This is a genomic window from Bradyrhizobium sp. CCBAU 53340, from assembly GCF_015291645.1.
Lineage (GTDB): Bacteria > Pseudomonadota > Alphaproteobacteria > Rhizobiales > Xanthobacteraceae > Bradyrhizobium.
Genome location: NZ_CP030055.1, coordinates 4,445,935 through 4,460,868, shown reverse-complemented (window position 1 = coordinate 4,460,868; position 14,934 = coordinate 4,445,935). Strand labels below are relative to the sequence as shown.

Below are 14,934 nucleotides of genomic sequence, written 5' to 3'. Positions count from 1 at the left end.
TAGCTTTGCGCCGTGTCAGCAGTCAACCGCGCACGTAAGCATCAAACGCCTGAAAGGCTCGATCCATCGATAGAGACTTGTTGACGGTGATCTCGGTCGGGCCACCGGAAATGGCGCTTTTGAAACTCTCCACAAACGAGCCGCCGGTTACTCGATCTAGGTCTGAACAATCGAGACTGTTCTCCTGAAATTCCTTGCTGGTCTCGCTCATCGCCTTGCTCCTATTGCTTGTCGGGCGTGTCGTCGTGTTAGACGATCAACAAGCGGCTTTCTGTGAGGCGAGTCACACCGCCGGTCCATTGCCTTGGAACTTGAGTGGTGCCAATAGTCGCTGCAGGGGCGCCCCGGCGACGAGAGCAAGCCGTGATCCGGTATCAGATTGGTATCACAAACCCCTGAAAAAGGCGGTAACGGAATGAGAACGGGCGTCACAGTTTACGTTGAAATTGCAGCCTTTTTTGATTGCGACGCAAACCCGCCGTATTCGCCGTGTTAACCGGACGGCCTGCGAGCGGCGGTACCCCCTGTAGAATGTCGAACAAGCCCGATTCGCTGTTGAAGCCGCGCGAGATGTTCAAAACCTATACCCTGACAGGCCTTGCGGCGCTGCTGGCCGCTACCGCGCTGACGGTTGCGACGCCGGTGCAGGCGCAGATCGGCACGATCTTCTCCGATCCGCCGCCGCTGCGGCCGCCGGGGACCATCCCTCGTGGCGGGCAGCCGCAACCGATGCCGACCCCTGATGACGACGAAGAGGTGCCCGAGCTGCCGCCGCAGGGGCGCGTGCTGCCGTCGCGGCCGATGCCGCCGCCGGGCCGGCAAGGCAATGTGATGCCGGGCCCGGTCGAGAGCCAGCCGCTGGCACCGCCGCCGGGTACCACCGTCGCTCCGCAGAACCAGCCGCCGGCGGTTGCGGTGGCACCGCCGGGCGCTCCCGGCCAGCGCCAGCCGCAACAGAAGGGCGCGCCGCAGCAGGGTGCCGTGCCGCAGGCGCCCGCAAGCCTGCAGCCGGGCGACGAGGTCGTCACCGAGCCACCCGCCCAGAAGATCGTGAACAAGAAGGCGACCTTCTCCGGCCTCGACAAGATCACCGGACGCATCATCAATTTCGACGAGGATATCGGCGAGACCGTGCAGTTCGGCGCGCTACGCGTGAAGACCGACGCCTGCTATACGCGGCCGGCGACCGAAGCCGCCAACACCGACGCCTTCGTCGAGGTCGACGAGATCACCTTGCAAGGCGAGGTGAAGCGGATCTTCTCCGGCTGGATGTACGCCGCGAGCCCGGGCCTGCACGGCGTCGAGCACCCGATCTACGACATCTGGCTGACCGACTGCAAAGAGCCGCAGCAGACCATTGCGACCGCGGCACCGGATCCCGCGACCAAGCCCGCGCCGCCACCACCGCCTCCGGCGCAGAAGAAGGCCGCGCCCAAACAGGTGCAGCAGCGTCCGCCGCAGCCTCTGCCGCCACCGCAGCCGGCCCCGCCGCCACCTCCGCCGCCGGAGCAGCGACCGGGCCTGTTCGGGATTCCCGGGTTTGGCAGTCGCTAGGCCAAATCCCCCGGGTTCGGCAGCCGGTCAATTCTGATTATTGACGTGAGGCGATGATCTCGAGCGCGCGCGCGCCCGGGATCGCATCACCCCTGGACAGCCGCAGGAAATCGCCGGGCTCGCCGGCGAGCGCCTTGTCGAGCAGCGCGGTGTAGCGCCGACGCGAGATCTCGGCCGCGCCAAAGCTCTTCAGGTGCTCGGTGACGTATTGGGTGTCGAGCAGCTCGAAGCCGCCATGGATCAGCCGCGCGACCAGATGCACCAGCGCGACCTTCGAGGCATCGCGCGCGGTGTGGAACATGCTCTCGCCGAAGAAGGCGCGGCCCAGGCTCACGCCGTAGAGGCCGCCGACGAGGTCGTCGCCCTGCCAGGCCTCGACGCTGTGGCAATGGCCGAGCTCGTAGAGGCCGCCATAGAGGTCACGGATACGCTTGTTGATCCAGGTGTCCTCGCGTCCCACCTGCGGCGCGGCGCAGCCGGCGATGGTTGCCTTGAACGCGGTGTTGACGGTGACGCGAAACGCATCCGAGCGTACCGTGCGCGCCAGCCGCGAGGCGACGCGGAAGCCGTCGAGCGGGATCACGCCGCGCATTTCCGGCTCGACCCAGAACAGGGTCGGGTCGTCGGCGCTCTCGGCCATCGGAAAGATGCCGCAGGCGTAAGCGCGCAGCAGCACGGCCGGGGTGATTTCAGAGGAAGCGGAGTCGCGCGAAGTCATGGCGTCCGATCATAGCAGGATCGCGATGGGCGTGCGATGGGGGCGAATTGCGGCTTGAGGAGATCAACCCGCAGCGGCGCTGCTCGCCTTGCCGGGGACGGCGGGGGTTCGGGGGAACTGCAGGATGATGCGGGTTCCGGAATGCGCGGGATCGCGCTCGACGGTGGCTTCGAGCTTTGAGGCCATGGCGGCGACAATGCGCTGGCCCATGCCGGTGGAGCGCGGATCGGCCTTGACGTTGTCGCCGACGCCGTTGTCGGTGATCGACAGCAGGAGATCGTCTCCTTTCGAGATCAGCTCGACATGAATGGGGCCGGCACCGTCGGGATAGGCGTATTTCACCGCGTTCATCACCAGCTCGTTGACGATGATGCCGACGGCGACGGCACGGTCCGGGTCGATCTCGATCGGCTCGGCCTTCACGGTCAGGCGCGACATCCGGTTGCCTTCGGCGGAGCGCCGGAGATCCTCGAGCAGGGAATCCAGATATTGGTTTAGCACCACGCTCTTCAGATCCTGCGAGGTGTAGAGGCGGCGGTGCACCTGGGCGACGGCCGCGACGCGGCCCATCGCGTTGGTCAGCGCGGCCTTGACCTCGTCCTGGGCGGCGGAGCTCGCCTGCAGGTGCAGGAGCGATGCGATGATCTGGAGCGAGTTGCCGACGCGGTGATTGACCTCGCGCAGCAGCAGCTCGCGTTCGGCGGCGAGTGCGGCGTAGCGGTCGCGCGAGGCATGGATCTCGGCCTCGGCTTCCTCGCGCGCGCGCTGCAATTCGGCCTGGCGCAGCGCGCCCTCGGCCGCGACATGCAGCAGCGGGATGAAGTCGCCCTTGACGTCCTTGACCAGATAGTCGGCCGCACCTGCCTTCAGCGCGGTGACGGCGATGCTGGAATCCTGCGAGGCCGTAACGAAGACCACCGGCGGGGCGTCCGGGATCGCCATGATCTGCTCGAGCGTCTCGAGCCCGTCGAGGCCGGGCATGTACTGATCGAGCGCCACGACATCGATGCAGCCCCCCGCACTGCGGATGTGCTCGAGGCCTTCCTCGCCGCTGGCGGCATGGACGACCTTGTAGCCGCGCCGCGTCAGGCCGCGATCGACCAGGCGCGCCAGTGCGTCGTCGTCATCGATGTAAAGCAATGTCGGTGTGCGCTGGTTCATGAGGCGGCGGGCGGGACCTGAATGACCGAGAAGAACAGGCCGAGCTGCCGGATGGCATTGGCGAAATTCTCGTAGTTGACGGGCTTGGTGATGTAGACGTTGCAGCCGAGCTCGTAGCAGCGCTTGATCTCCTGGCTGTCGTCGGTCGTGGTCAGCACCACCACGGGCGACGCCTTGAGATATTTGTTCTCCTTGATCTGCTTCAGGATATCGATCCCGCTCATGTCGGGCAAGTTGAGGTCGAGCAGGATCAGGAGCGCGTTGCCCTTCTGGCTGAGACCACTGCCGTCCGGGCCGAACAGATGCCTAGTCGCCTCAGTGCCGTTGGCGAAAGAGATGATCTCGTTGTTCACGCCGGAGCGGCGGATATTGCGCTCGATCAGCCGGGCGTGCCCTTCGTCGTCCTCGATCATGATGATGCTGACAGGTTGGGTCATTTGTCGGCGTTCCGGTTGGTGGCATTCCATGTGATGGGCAACGTGATCGTGAAGGTGCTGCCCGTATTCAGTTCGGACGATACTGACATCGTGCCGCCGAGGCGGCGCACAAGTGCACGTACATGGGCAAGACCGATGCCCTGACCGGGCTTGTCCTGGGTTCCCGCACGGCGGAACAGGTCGAAAATCCGCTGATGATCCCTGGCGTCGATGCCGCGGCCGTTGTCGCTGATTTCGAAGATCGCGTAGCCGAGCTTGGTGCGCCCGCGAATCCTGATTTCGCCGGGGACCCCGCTCTTGAGATATTTGATCGCGTTATCGATCAGATTGGAGAAGATCTGCTCCAGCGCAAGGCGGTCGCTGACGATATCAGGCAGCCGCTCGATGTGGATCTCGGCCTGCGCCTCGACGGCCTGATGCGCCAGCGTCGACACGATGGCCTCGACGAAGGCGTGGGTGTCGATCTTCTCGGGCTGGAATTCGCGCCGGCCCTCGCGGGTGAGGTTGAGGATCGCGGAGATCAGGCGGTCCATCTTGGCGATCGACGACTTGATGAAGCCGAGCGCCTCGGAAAAGTCCGTTGACAGCTGCTGGTCGGGACCTTCGAGCAGGATCTCGCCGTTGGTGTCGGGCACCAGGGGCGGCCCGTCGGCGGGGACGTGGGTGAGGCTGCTGACGCGGCGGAAGATGTCGCCGCCCAGCTCCTCGAGCTCGCTGGTGAAGCCCATTATGTTGACCAGCGGCGAGCGCAGATCGTGGCTCACGATATAGGCAAAGCGCTGGATCTCGTTGTTGGCCTCGCGCAGATCGGCCGTGCGCTCGTCGACGATGGTTTCGAGATTGAGGTTGGCGTCGCGCAGGCTCGCCTCGGCCTCGTCACGCATCCGTGCCGAGCGCTGCATGAGCCAGATCGAGATCAGCGCCAGCACCACCACGAGGCCCGAGCCGATGCCGGTCAGCGAAGCGGCCAGCGTCTGGCTCCGGTCGGAATTGGCGGTGCGAATCCGGAACAGTCGTTCCTCCTCCCGGATCATCGCGTTGGCCAGGTTGCTGATCGTCGTCGTGGTGTCGCCGGCGGCGGCTTCGTGAATGAGCGTGATGGCGCTGTCCGGCTGCCCCTGCTTGACGAAGCCTATCTCGCGCGAGAGCTGGTCGAGCCGGGTCTTCATCGCTGCGCCCAGCTTCTCGATGTTGTCGCGTTGCGCCGGATCGTCGCCGATCAGGTGCGTGAGCTTGTCGAGCGCCGGCATGATTGCTGCGACGGCTTTCTCGTGCTCCGACTGGAAATCCGGTCCCTGTGTCAGGAGAAAGCCGCGGGCGCTGCTCTCTGCGCGCCGAACTTCGAGCAGCAAGGCATTGATCTGGTTCTCCACCTCGATCGTGTGAACGACCCATTTGCTGTCGTCCCGCGCCTTGTTGACGAGGTAGACGGAGCCGGCGCTGATGACGGTCAGCACGACCAGGCCTGCCGCGAACAGCAGGATCTGCCAAAAGACACGCCGTCGCTGCGACTCGATCGTCACGACGGTCTCATGTTGTCAGGCTGGGTGGAATTCAAAACGCCCCCTCGGAACTGGCCCCACCGTGCAGAACGCGATTGGGGCCAAAGGGTTCCATGGGGCGGGGCGATTATTTCGCGCCCGGTTCCGCCTTGCCGGCCAGATACTGTTCCAGCCAGTGGATGTGATAGTCGCCGTTGATGATGTCGTCCTGGCGCACCAGATCGCGGAACAGGGGCAGCGTGGTTTCGATGCCCTCGACCACCATCTCGTCCAGCGCGCGGCGCAGCCGCATCAGGCATTCGGTGCGGGTCTTGCCGTGGACGATCAGCTTGCCAACGAGGGAATCGTAATAAGGCGGGATCTGGTAGCCCTGGTAGACCGCGGAATCGATGCGCACGCCGAGCCCGCCGGGCGGGTGATATTGCTGGATGCGGCCCGGCGAGGGCCGGAAGGTCTGTGGATTTTCCGCGTTGATGCGGCACTCGATCGCGTGCCCGATGATCTGCACGTCCTCCTGCCTGGCGGGCAGCTCGCCGCCGGCGGCGATGCGGATCTGCTCCAGCACGAGGTCGATGTCGGTGATGCTCTCGGTGACGGGATGCTCGACCTGGATGCGCGTGTTCATCTCGATGAAGTAGAACTCGCCGTCCTCGTAGAGGAACTCGATGGTGCCGACGCCGAGATATTTCATCTCGCGCATCGCTTTCGCGCAGGTCTCGCCGATCTTGGCGCGCGCCGCTGCGGCCAGCACGGGCGAGGGGCCTTCCTCCCAGACCTTCTGGTGGCGGCGCTGCAGCGAGCAATCGCGCTCGCCGAGATGAATCGCGCCGCCGCGGCCATCGCCGAGGATCTGGATCTCGATGTGGCGCGGCTTCTGGAGATATTTTTCGAGGTAGACGGAGGCGTCGCCGAAGGCGGATTTCGCCTCATTGGCCGCAGTCGACAGCGCCAGTTGGAGATCCGCCTCGCTCTGCGCGACCTTCATGCCGCGGCCGCCGCCGCCGGCAGCCGCCTTCACCAGCACGGGAAAGCCGATCTTCTTGGCGATCGCCATTGCGTCGTCGGTGGGACCGACCGCACCGTCGGAGCCGGGCACCACGGGAATGCCGAGCCGCTTGGCGGTCTTCTTGGCCTCGATCTTGTCGCCCATCAGGCGGATGTGCTCGGCCTTGGGACCGATGAATTGCAGATTGTGCTCGGAAAGGATCTCGGCGAAGCGCGCATTCTCCGACAGGAAGCCGTAGCCGGGATGCACGGCGTCTGCGCCGGTGATCTCGCAGGCTGCGAGCAGTGCGGGAATGTTGAGGTAGCTGTCCTTGGACGGTGGCGGTCCGATGCAGACGCTCTCGTCCGACAGGCGCACATGCATGGCATCGGCGTCTGCGGTGGAGTGCACGGCAACAGTCGCGATCCCGAGCTCCTTGCAGGCCCGCAGGATGCGAAGGGCGATCTCGCCGCGATTGGCTATGAGGATCTTGTCAAACATGGTGCCTCAGCGGGCGAAACTCGCCACTCGCTTATTCAATAACGACCAGCGGCTCGCCGAACTCGACCGGCTGGCCGTCCTCGACCAGGATCTGCGTCACCGTGCCGGCGCGGGGCGAGGGGATCTGGTTCATGGTCTTCATCGCTTCGATGATCAGCAGGGTCTGGCCGACCGAGACCTTGGAGCCAACTTCGATGAACGGCTTGGCGCCGGGCTCCGGCGCCCAATAGGCGGTGCCGACCATGGGCGAGGTCACGGCGCCCGGATGCTTGGAGACGTCTGCGGCTGCGGCCGCAGCAGTGGCGGCGGCAGGCGCCGCGACAAGCGCTGGAGCTGCGGCCGCCATCGGCATCGGCATGGTCGCGGCGACGCTGATGTTGCGGGCAACGCGCAGGCGCAAGCCGGCGCGCTCGATCTCGATCTCGGTGAGGCTGGTCTCATCGAGCAGCAGAGCGAGCTCGCGGACGAGCGCGGAATCGTCGCTTGAGAATTTTGCGGCTGCTTTGTCGTCTGGCTGGCGCGCCATGTTCTTTGATCCGAATGTTCTGGGTGAAGAGGGAGCGTCAGGCTTTGGGCTTGATGCCGAGCTTGGCGGCAAGGCCCTGGATGGCGAGGCGGTAGCCCTCGATGCCGAAGCCGCAGAGCGAGGCGAAGGCCGCGCGCGCGGTGTAGGAATGGTGACGGAAACTCTCGCGGGCATGGATGTTGGTCACGTGAACTTCGACGGTCGGGATCTGCACCGCAAGCAGCGCGTCGTGCAGCGCGATCGAAGTATGCGAATAGCCGCCGGCATTGATGATGATGCCCTTCATCTTGCGCGCATGCGCCTCGTGGATGAAGTCGATCAGCTCGCCTTCGCGGTTGGACTGCCGGCAGTCCGCCTTGAGGCCGAAGGTCGCCGCCGTCTCCCGGCACAGCGCCTCGACGTCGGCGAGCGTCGCATGGCCATACTTCTCGGGCTCGCGCGTCCCCAACATGTTGAGGTTCGGCCCGTTGAGAACGAGGATCGTGTCGGTTGCTGGTTCGGCCATTCCTGTCCCGGTGTTTCGGCGTGGCGGGGTTATAGGTAACAAAGCGCGTGAGGGGAAGCCTTGAAGGGCCTCGGGGAGGGCTTCAGGTACCTCATCCAGTGTGCAAAAACCTGTGCGGAAACTACGGAAATTGCTTGTTAACCAGTCCGAGCCGTGGCTGCCGGCTCAACGCAAAGGGGCGGGCATCGCTGCCCGCCCCCTCGGCTGACCGGTCTTCCGGCCTTAGACGTTCAGGACCGCCACGATCTCGTAGGTGTCCGGATTGATGATCACGATTTCATCACGGACCAGGACGTAGCGATAGGTCCGCCATTCCGGATAGATCGTCACGACCCGTGACGGCAGGGCGTGCAGTTCGATGCCCTCGCGCGGAATGCGGGTGCCGACCGAGATCGAGAAGTTCACGTTGGTCACGGGAGCGACATGCTCCTCGCGGATCACCGAGGTGATCTGCGTGCGCTGCTCGGTCGACAGCTTGGCACCGGCGCCGGCCTGGCCGACCGTCGTATTGGTGCTGCTCTGGCCCTGCGCGTTCTGGTTCGTGCTAGGGCTCGTCTGGCCCTGAGCATTCTGGTTGGTCCGGGTCCCCGTGCCCTTCTGGTTCTCGGCATTGTTGGTCGAGGTGCCGCTCTTGGTGCCCTCAGCCTTCATGTCCTTCTGGGCGCCGGACTTGGTGGTGTCCTGGCTCATGCTCTTGGACTTGTCCTGCGTCGACTTCTCCTGCGCACTCTGGGCGTGTTCGCCCTTCGCCGCGCCGGCCTTCTCCTCAGCCGCGTTCTTGTTCATCGCGCCGGACTTTTCCATCTTGCCGGATTTCTCCGCGGTGCCGGATTTCTCCATCGCGCCAGACGACTTCTCTTCGCCTTGCTTCATGGAGCCGCCGGCCTGACCCACCGTGCCCTTCTGCGGGCTTGCGGATTCTTTGCCGCGCTCGGTGGCGCCGCCCGAAGACTGCGAGTGCTGCATCGGCTGCGCGCCGGCGCCGCCGTTCTCGTTCTTCATCGTGCCTTGTGCGTTCGCCAGACCTGTGCCTGCGACGAGCGCGAGCGCGGCAACCGAGATCATAAAGCGGTTCAACATCGTATTCTCCTCACGTGTTTCTTTGCGTCATTGCCCGCGCCGACAACGGGAGGAGGTGTCACTTGTTCCGGAACATCTGCTGTTCCCCGGCATTTGTTTCCTAAACGCGCGATGAACAGTCGCGCCGGATTCACGCCAGGATTTGTGGAGAGATTTGGCCAACGAAAAAGGCCGGCTTCTCAGCCGGCCTCGTTACGTCCGTAAGTAGTGAAGCGTCTCGCTAGCAAGTCGCCTTGCCGCAGCGCGCCACGCCGATCTTTTCCTTGAGGCCGTCGAGGCCGACGGCGCCGACTACGATCTGCTTGCCGATCACGTAGCTCGGCGTGCCGTTCATGCCCATCGCCTCGGCGAGCTTGAAGTTCTCCTCGATGGTGGCGCGCACCTCGGGGCTGGCGATGTCCTTCTCGATCCTGGCGACGTCGAGCCCGGCTTCCTTGGCAGCTTGGAGCGCGCGCGCCTTGTCGGCCGCGCCGCGACCGCCGAGCAGCTTCTGATGGAAGTCGAGATATTTCTTGCCAGTCGGATCCTGCATGCGGACGGCAACGGCGACCTGGGCTGCCTCGACCGAGCCCTGGCTCAACACCGGAAACTCCTTGAGCACGACCTTCAGCTTGGGATCGGACTTCATCAGGTCGAGCATGTCGCTCATCGCGCGCTTGCAGTAGCCGCAATTGTAGTCGAAGAACTCGACGAAGGTGACGTCGCCATCCTTGTTGCCGAGCACGACCTGGCGCGGTGAGTTGAAGATCGCGTTGGAGTTCTGCTCGATGCTGGCCTCGTGCTTCTTCGTTTCGGCGTCAGCCTGGCGCTTGCTGAGCTCGGTCATGGCCTCCTCGAGCACTTCAGGATGGCTGACCAGGTAGTTCTTGATGATCGCCTCGATGTCGGTGCGCTGGGCATCCGAGAAGCTGTCGGCCGAAGCCGGTCCCGTTGCGCCGAAGATGGCGAGCGCAAACAGCGCGGGAGCAAGCAGGCGCAGCGAAGGCATTGGCAAATCCTCTTATCCAGAGCAGGTTTCAAAAAACGTCCCGGCGGACTTAAGCTGGTGTCGTGACGTAACAATGGCGAATGTCGTGATCAGGCGCAGTGAGTGTTGCCTTGAGTCTAGTTGCGCGGCGGTTTCGACGCCACGATGTCGTCGGCCTTGACCCATCCGGGCGTGCCGACGGCGAAACGGGTTTTCGCGCGCGTGGCGAGCTCGCGAGCGGTCTTGTTGTCGCCGCGCAAATACGCGGCCTGGGCGGAGGCGAGATCCGCCTCGGCATAGTCTCCCTTCCGGCCATAGGCCATCGCGAGCTGAGTGTAGCCAATCGGCGCCTCGGGCTCGCGTGCCACTGCGGCGCGGAGAATCCTGATCGCGTCGTCGGTGTAGGCTTTATTATCGGTTCCAACCAGAGCTTGCCCAAGTAACATCTCGATGAGGGCCGAATTGTTCGAGAGTGCGACGGCCTTGCTCAGGGGCGCGATCGCCTCGGCCGGCTTGCCGCTCTCCAGCAGGGCCTGGCCACGGACCTCGTAAAAATACGGGTTGTTCGGTTGGACCGCGATCAGCGCATCGATCTGGGTCAGCGCGCTGCGCAGATCGCCGTGCAGATAGGTGCTGATGGCGCGGGCATAGCGCGCCGGCATGCTGTCATTGGTCAGGGGATAGCGGCGGTACACCAGCTCCGGCCGTTCCATGAAGGCGGAGATCTTGGCGCGCACCATGTCGTGGCGAAGCTGGAGCGCGGGATCGTCCTTCTTGTCCCAATAGGGGCTGGTACTGGCGAATTCCTGGAGTGCGGCGACGCGCTCGGCAGGCATCGGGTGGGACTGGAGATAGGGATCGGCGCCGCGCGCCGCGAACAGACTCTCGCTGGTGAAGCGCTTGAAGGTCTCGTACATGCCTTTCGGCGACTGCTGGGTCGCGGTCAGGAACTTGACGCCGGCGCGGTCGGCGTTCTCCTCCTGCTGGCGCTGGTAGGACAACAGCGAGCGGCGGATCATCTCCTGCGGACCGGCGATCGCGGCCGCGCCCGCATTGGCGAGCCCATTATTGCCGTTGTTGCCGCCGCGGGTGGCACCCGCTGCGAGAGCACCTGCGCCCAGCAGCATGGCGATGATCATCGTGGTCTGGGCATTGGCGAGCTGCTCGCGCAGCTTGGACAGATGGCCGCCGGCCAAATGCCCGGTCTCGTGCGCGAGCACGCCGATCAGCTGGTTCGGCGTCTCGGACTGTAGGATCGCGCCATAATTGACGAAGATGCGGCGGCCATCGGCGACGAACGCGTTGAACGAGCTGTCGTTGATGATGACCATCTGGATGTTTTGCTTCTCCAGGCCGGCGACGCGCAGGATCGGGCGGGTATATTCGCGCAGCAGCTGCTCGGTTTCAGTATCGCGCAGGATCGGCGGTCCCTTGCCGCCCTCCTGGGCTCGCGCCGCTGTGAACGGCGCCATCACCATTGCCGCAGCCGTGACGAGAGCGGTCAGCGCCGAGGCCTTCTTGCGCAATGCGATCTGGAGGAACATCAAACGGTCTGGGTCAAACGGGCTTTGAATGCAGTTTTGTGCTTGGTTTTGGCGATTGGCGGCGGACCGGATACGCGATATGCCCTTATGAGCCGTATAATGCGGCTAGTCTGGGGCGCAAGTGCCCCGTTTTCCGGACCGAACGGATCGGTCCGCCAGCGAAATAGCAGAAATCGATGCACGATGCGACATTGAGGAACCGGGCGGGGCAGTGGCTCGAGCCCTCCCGCCGCAGTGATGTTCCCCCGTTCATGGTGATGGATGTGATGGCGGCTGCCGCCCGAATCGAGGCCGCCGGCGGAAATGTCATCCACATGGAGGTCGGCCAGCCCGCCGCGGGGGCGCCGAAGACCGCAATCGCGGCGGCGCAGGCTGCGCTCAAAACGGGACGGATCGACTACACCTCGGCGCTCGGCATCCCGTCCTTGCGCGAACGCATCGCGCGGCATTACCGCGATGCCCATGGCTGCACCGTCAGCCCTGAGCGGATCGTGGTGACCACGGGCTCCTCCGGCGGGTTCATCCTGGCCTTCCTGTCGATGTTCGAGCCCGGCGATCGCGTCGCGGTGACGGTGCCGGGCTATCCGCCGTACCGGCATATCCTCACCGCGCTCGGCTGCGAGCCGGTGCTGATCGAGACCACCAACGAGACGCGCCACGCGCTGACCGGCGAGGCGCTGCTGGCTGCCCACCGCAAGGCGCCGCTGAAGGGCGTGCTGGTCGGCAGCCCGGCCAATCCGACCGGGACCATGATGTCCAGGGAAGCGCTCTCAAGCCTGATTGCGGCGGCGGAAGACGCCGGCATCCGCTTCATCTCCGACGAGATCTATCACGGGCTCGACTACGCCTTTCCGGCGGTGACGGCCGCCGAACTCTCCCCGCATGCACTCGTGATCAACTCGTTCTCGAAGTATTTCTGCATGACCGGCTGGCGCGTCGGCTGGATGGTCGTGCCCGACATCCTGGTGCGTCCGATCGAACGGCTGCAGCAGAACCTCTCGATCTCGGTGCCGTCGCTGTCGCAGATCGCGGCAGAGGCCGCCTTCGATGGTGCGGCCGAGATGGAAGACATCAAGCACGGCTATCAGGAAAACCGGCGCATTTTGATCGAGGGATTGCCCAGGGCGGGTCTGGCCAAGTTCCTGCCGGCGGATGGCGCATTCTACCTCTATGCCGACGTTTCGGATTTCACGTCGGACAGTTTCGACTTCGCCAAGAAGATGCTGGAACAGGCCCATGTTGCGGCAACGCCCGGACTCGATTTCGACCCGATCCATGGCCGCTCGTTCATCCGATTCTCCTATGCGCGTTCGGCCGCAGAGATGCGGGAGGCGGTTGACCGGATCGCTCACTGGCTTAAATAGCCGCCAGTTCTCGACAGCCTTCCGGAGTTGAACTTGTCTGACCGAACCGTCCAGTCTGCCGCCACGTCGCATTCTCCTCTTGCCGCAGTGATGTGGCCGACCCGACCGGGTGAGTCCGTCGGTGCCTTGCGCGCCGTCGTCCTGATCGCGCTCGGTTCCGCGCTGATGGCGCTGTCGGCCAAGGTGAGTCTGCCGCTGCCCTATGTGCCCATGACGTTGCAGACGCTGGTCGTGCTGATGATCGGCGCGGCCTATGGTTGGCGCCTTGGCAGCGCAACCATGGTCGCCTACCTCGCCGAAGGTGCGATGGGGCTGCCGGTGTTCGCTGGTCCGATCGGCGGAATTGCACCGCTTGTCGGCCCGACCGCAGGTTATCTCTACGGCTTCGTGCTGGCCGCCTTGGTCATCGGTTGGTTCGCCGAACGCGGTTGGGATCGCCATATCATGCTGCTTTTTGCGGCGATGGCGATTGGACATCTGGTCATCTTCGTGGCCGGCTTCAGCTGGCTGGCCTACGGCATCGGCCTCGGCGCAACCAAGGCCTGGATGGTCGGCGTTGCGCCGTTCATCGCCGCCTCGGTCGTCAAGAATGCGCTCGGCGCTGCGCTGCTCCCGGCGGCGCGCCGGATCGTCGACCGCCGCGGCTAGATTTCACCACACGGAATGTTCCAATTGACAGGGCCGGCCAAGTTGATCTTGGCTGGCTCTGAGTTTTGAGGGGGAGTGAAACAATGACAACGACAACGATGGCCGGGACGCCGGCCGCACCTGCTACGGCCAAGCCGTGGTATAAAATTCTCTATATCCAGGTGCTGATTGCGATCGTGCTCGGCGCGATCCTCGGTGCGCTATGGCCAGACATCGCCAAGAACGAATGGATCAAGGCGCTCGGTGACGGCTTCGTCAAGCTGATCAAGATGGTGATCGCGCCGATCATCTTCTGCACCGTTGTGTCGGGGATCGCCCATATTCAGGATGCCAAGAAAGTTGGCCGCATCGGCGTCAAGGCGCTGGTCTATTTCGAGGTGGTCTCGACCTTTGCGCTCGTGATCGGGCTTGTCATCGGCAATCTGATAAAGCCGGGTGCCGGTTTCGGCAGCGCCGCAGCGAACGCGCAGGCGGTTGCCAAGTTCGCGGACCAGGCGAAGGCGCAGAAGAGCGTCGACTTCGTCCTGCACATCATTCCGGACACCGTGGTGGGCGCGTTCGCGCAGGGCGAGATCCTGCAGGTGCTGCTATTCTCAGTGCTGTTCGGCTTCGCCATCATGAGCCTCGGCGAGCGCGGCCACACCATCCGCAGCTTCATCGACGATGCCGCGCATGCGGTGTTCGGCGTCATCTCGATCGTGATGCGTGCCGCGCCGATCGGCGCTTTCGGCGCAATGGCGTATACCATCGGCACGTTCGGCGCCGGTGCGATCCTCAATCTGATTGGCCTGATCGCGACATTCTACCTGACCGCCGCGCTGTTCGTGTTCGTCGTGCTCGGCATCATCGGGCGGATTGCGGGTTTCTCGATTTTCAAGTTCCTGGCCTACATCAAGGACGAACTGCTGATCGTGCTCGGCACCTCGTCCTCCGAGAGCGCGCTGCCGTCCTTGATGGAGAAGCTGGAACGACTCGGCTGCTCGAAGTCGGTGGTCGGCCTCGTGGTGCCCACGGGTTATTCGTTCAACCTCGACGGCACCAATATCTACATGACGCTGGCGACGCTCTTCATCGCCCAGGCGCTCGGCTTTGATCTCAGCTTCAGCCAGCAGCTTACTATCCTGGTCGTGGCGATGCTGACCTCGAAGGGCGCTTCCGGCATCACGGGTGCGGGCTTCATCACGCTGGCGGCAACGCTCGCGGTGGTCGACCCGCGGCTCGTGCCGGGCATGGCGATCGTGCTCGGCATCGACAAGTTCATGAGCGAGTGCCGCGCGCTGACCAATCTCTGCGGCAATGGCGTTGCCTGCGTGATTGTCGCCTGGTGGGAAGGCGAGCTCGATCGCGACAAGCTCACCGCGCGGCTGAGCCGGCAGATCGATCCGACCGACATGGAAACGGCGATCACGACGGACTGATTTGGATCCAACGGCGCGGTGCGC

Annotated in this window: 15 protein-coding genes; 4 read left to right on the top strand and 11 right to left on the bottom strand. The window is 64.2% G+C overall.

Going from position 1 to position 14,934, the window contains the following annotated elements; all coding sequences use genetic code 11:
* Window positions 1-22 precede the first annotated feature (22 nt).
* A complete protein-coding gene (locus XH89_RS21225) occupies window positions 23-211 on the bottom strand; it encodes a hypothetical protein (protein WP_194462384.1) in 189 nt (62 codons plus the stop codon).
* Between the two features lie 320 nt (window positions 212-531).
* On the opposite strand from XH89_RS21225, the gene XH89_RS21220 reads away from it, so the two are divergent.
* Entirely contained in the window at window positions 532-1,554 is a 1,023-nt protein-coding gene (locus tag XH89_RS21220) for a DUF2155 domain-containing protein (protein ID WP_194462383.1), read from the top strand.
* Between the two features lie 37 nt (window positions 1,555-1,591).
* Here the strand turns inward: XH89_RS21220 and aat are convergent, their stop codons facing one another.
* The 10 genes from aat to XH89_RS21170 form a co-directional block, all read right to left on the bottom strand.
* Window positions 1,592-2,272, bottom strand: coding sequence for a leucyl/phenylalanyl-tRNA--protein transferase (gene aat, locus XH89_RS21215; RefSeq protein WP_194462382.1), 681 nt, complete (start codon window positions 2,270-2,272; stop codon window positions 1,592-1,594).
* A 63-nt stretch (window positions 2,273-2,335) separates the two neighbouring features.
* Window positions 2,336-3,433 (bottom strand): sensor histidine kinase, encoded by a 1,098-nt coding sequence (locus tag XH89_RS21210; RefSeq protein ID WP_194462381.1) that lies wholly within the window; start codon window positions 3,431-3,433, stop codon window positions 2,336-2,338.
* Window positions 3,430-3,870: a response regulator gene (locus XH89_RS21205; protein ID WP_194462380.1), complete on the bottom strand. Its 441-nt coding sequence runs from the start codon at window positions 3,868-3,870 to the stop codon at window positions 3,430-3,432. The genes XH89_RS21210 and XH89_RS21205 overlap by 4 nt, the downstream gene beginning before the upstream one ends.
* Window positions 3,867-5,393 (bottom strand): CHASE3 domain-containing protein, encoded by a 1,527-nt coding sequence (locus tag XH89_RS21200; protein ID WP_194462379.1) that lies wholly within the window; start codon window positions 5,391-5,393, stop codon window positions 3,867-3,869. Before XH89_RS21200 ends, XH89_RS21205 begins: the two co-directional genes overlap by 4 nt.
* Before the next feature lie 106 nt (window positions 5,394-5,499).
* A complete protein-coding gene (accC, locus tag XH89_RS21195) occupies window positions 5,500-6,858 on the bottom strand; it encodes an acetyl-CoA carboxylase biotin carboxylase subunit (RefSeq protein ID WP_194462378.1) in 1,359 nt (452 codons plus the stop codon).
* 31 nt (window positions 6,859-6,889) lie between these two features.
* Complete coding sequence (gene accB, locus XH89_RS21190; RefSeq protein ID WP_194462377.1) at window positions 6,890-7,384, bottom strand: acetyl-CoA carboxylase biotin carboxyl carrier protein; 495 nt, start codon at window positions 7,382-7,384, stop codon at window positions 6,890-6,892.
* Between the two features lie 37 nt (window positions 7,385-7,421).
* Window positions 7,422-7,889: a type II 3-dehydroquinate dehydratase gene (aroQ, locus tag XH89_RS21185; protein WP_018646964.1), complete on the bottom strand. Its 468-nt coding sequence runs from the start codon at window positions 7,887-7,889 to the stop codon at window positions 7,422-7,424.
* Between the two features lie 222 nt (window positions 7,890-8,111).
* The gene (locus tag XH89_RS21180) at window positions 8,112-8,969 is read right to left on the bottom strand and encodes a DUF1236 domain-containing protein (protein ID WP_194462376.1); all 858 of its coding nucleotides are present in this window, start codon (window positions 8,967-8,969) and stop codon (window positions 8,112-8,114) included.
* Between the two features lie 220 nt (window positions 8,970-9,189).
* Window positions 9,190-9,957: a DsbA family protein gene (locus XH89_RS21175; RefSeq protein ID WP_194462375.1), complete on the bottom strand. Its 768-nt coding sequence runs from the start codon at window positions 9,955-9,957 to the stop codon at window positions 9,190-9,192.
* Window positions 9,958-10,073: 116 nt separating this feature from the next.
* Window positions 10,074-11,480 (bottom strand): M48 family metalloprotease, encoded by a 1,407-nt coding sequence (locus XH89_RS21170; protein WP_194462374.1) that lies wholly within the window; start codon window positions 11,478-11,480, stop codon window positions 10,074-10,076.
* A 176-nt stretch (window positions 11,481-11,656) separates the two neighbouring features.
* Between XH89_RS21170 and XH89_RS21165 the strand changes: the two genes are divergently transcribed.
* The 3 genes from XH89_RS21165 (at window position 11,657) to XH89_RS21155 (ending at window position 14,910) form a co-directional block, all read left to right on the top strand.
* Window positions 11,657-12,844, top strand: a complete 1,188-nt coding sequence (locus XH89_RS21165; RefSeq protein ID WP_194462373.1) for a pyridoxal phosphate-dependent aminotransferase — start codon at window positions 11,657-11,659, stop codon at window positions 12,842-12,844.
* Window positions 12,845-12,934: 90 nt separating this feature from the next.
* Complete coding sequence (locus XH89_RS21160) at window positions 12,935-13,492, top strand: biotin transporter BioY (RefSeq protein WP_194468562.1); 558 nt, start codon at window positions 12,935-12,937, stop codon at window positions 13,490-13,492.
* A gap of 83 nt (window positions 13,493-13,575) precedes the next feature.
* Window positions 13,576-14,910 (top strand): dicarboxylate/amino acid:cation symporter, encoded by a 1,335-nt coding sequence (locus XH89_RS21155; RefSeq protein ID WP_194462372.1) that lies wholly within the window; start codon window positions 13,576-13,578, stop codon window positions 14,908-14,910.
* Window positions 14,911-14,934: the final 24 nt, after the last annotated feature.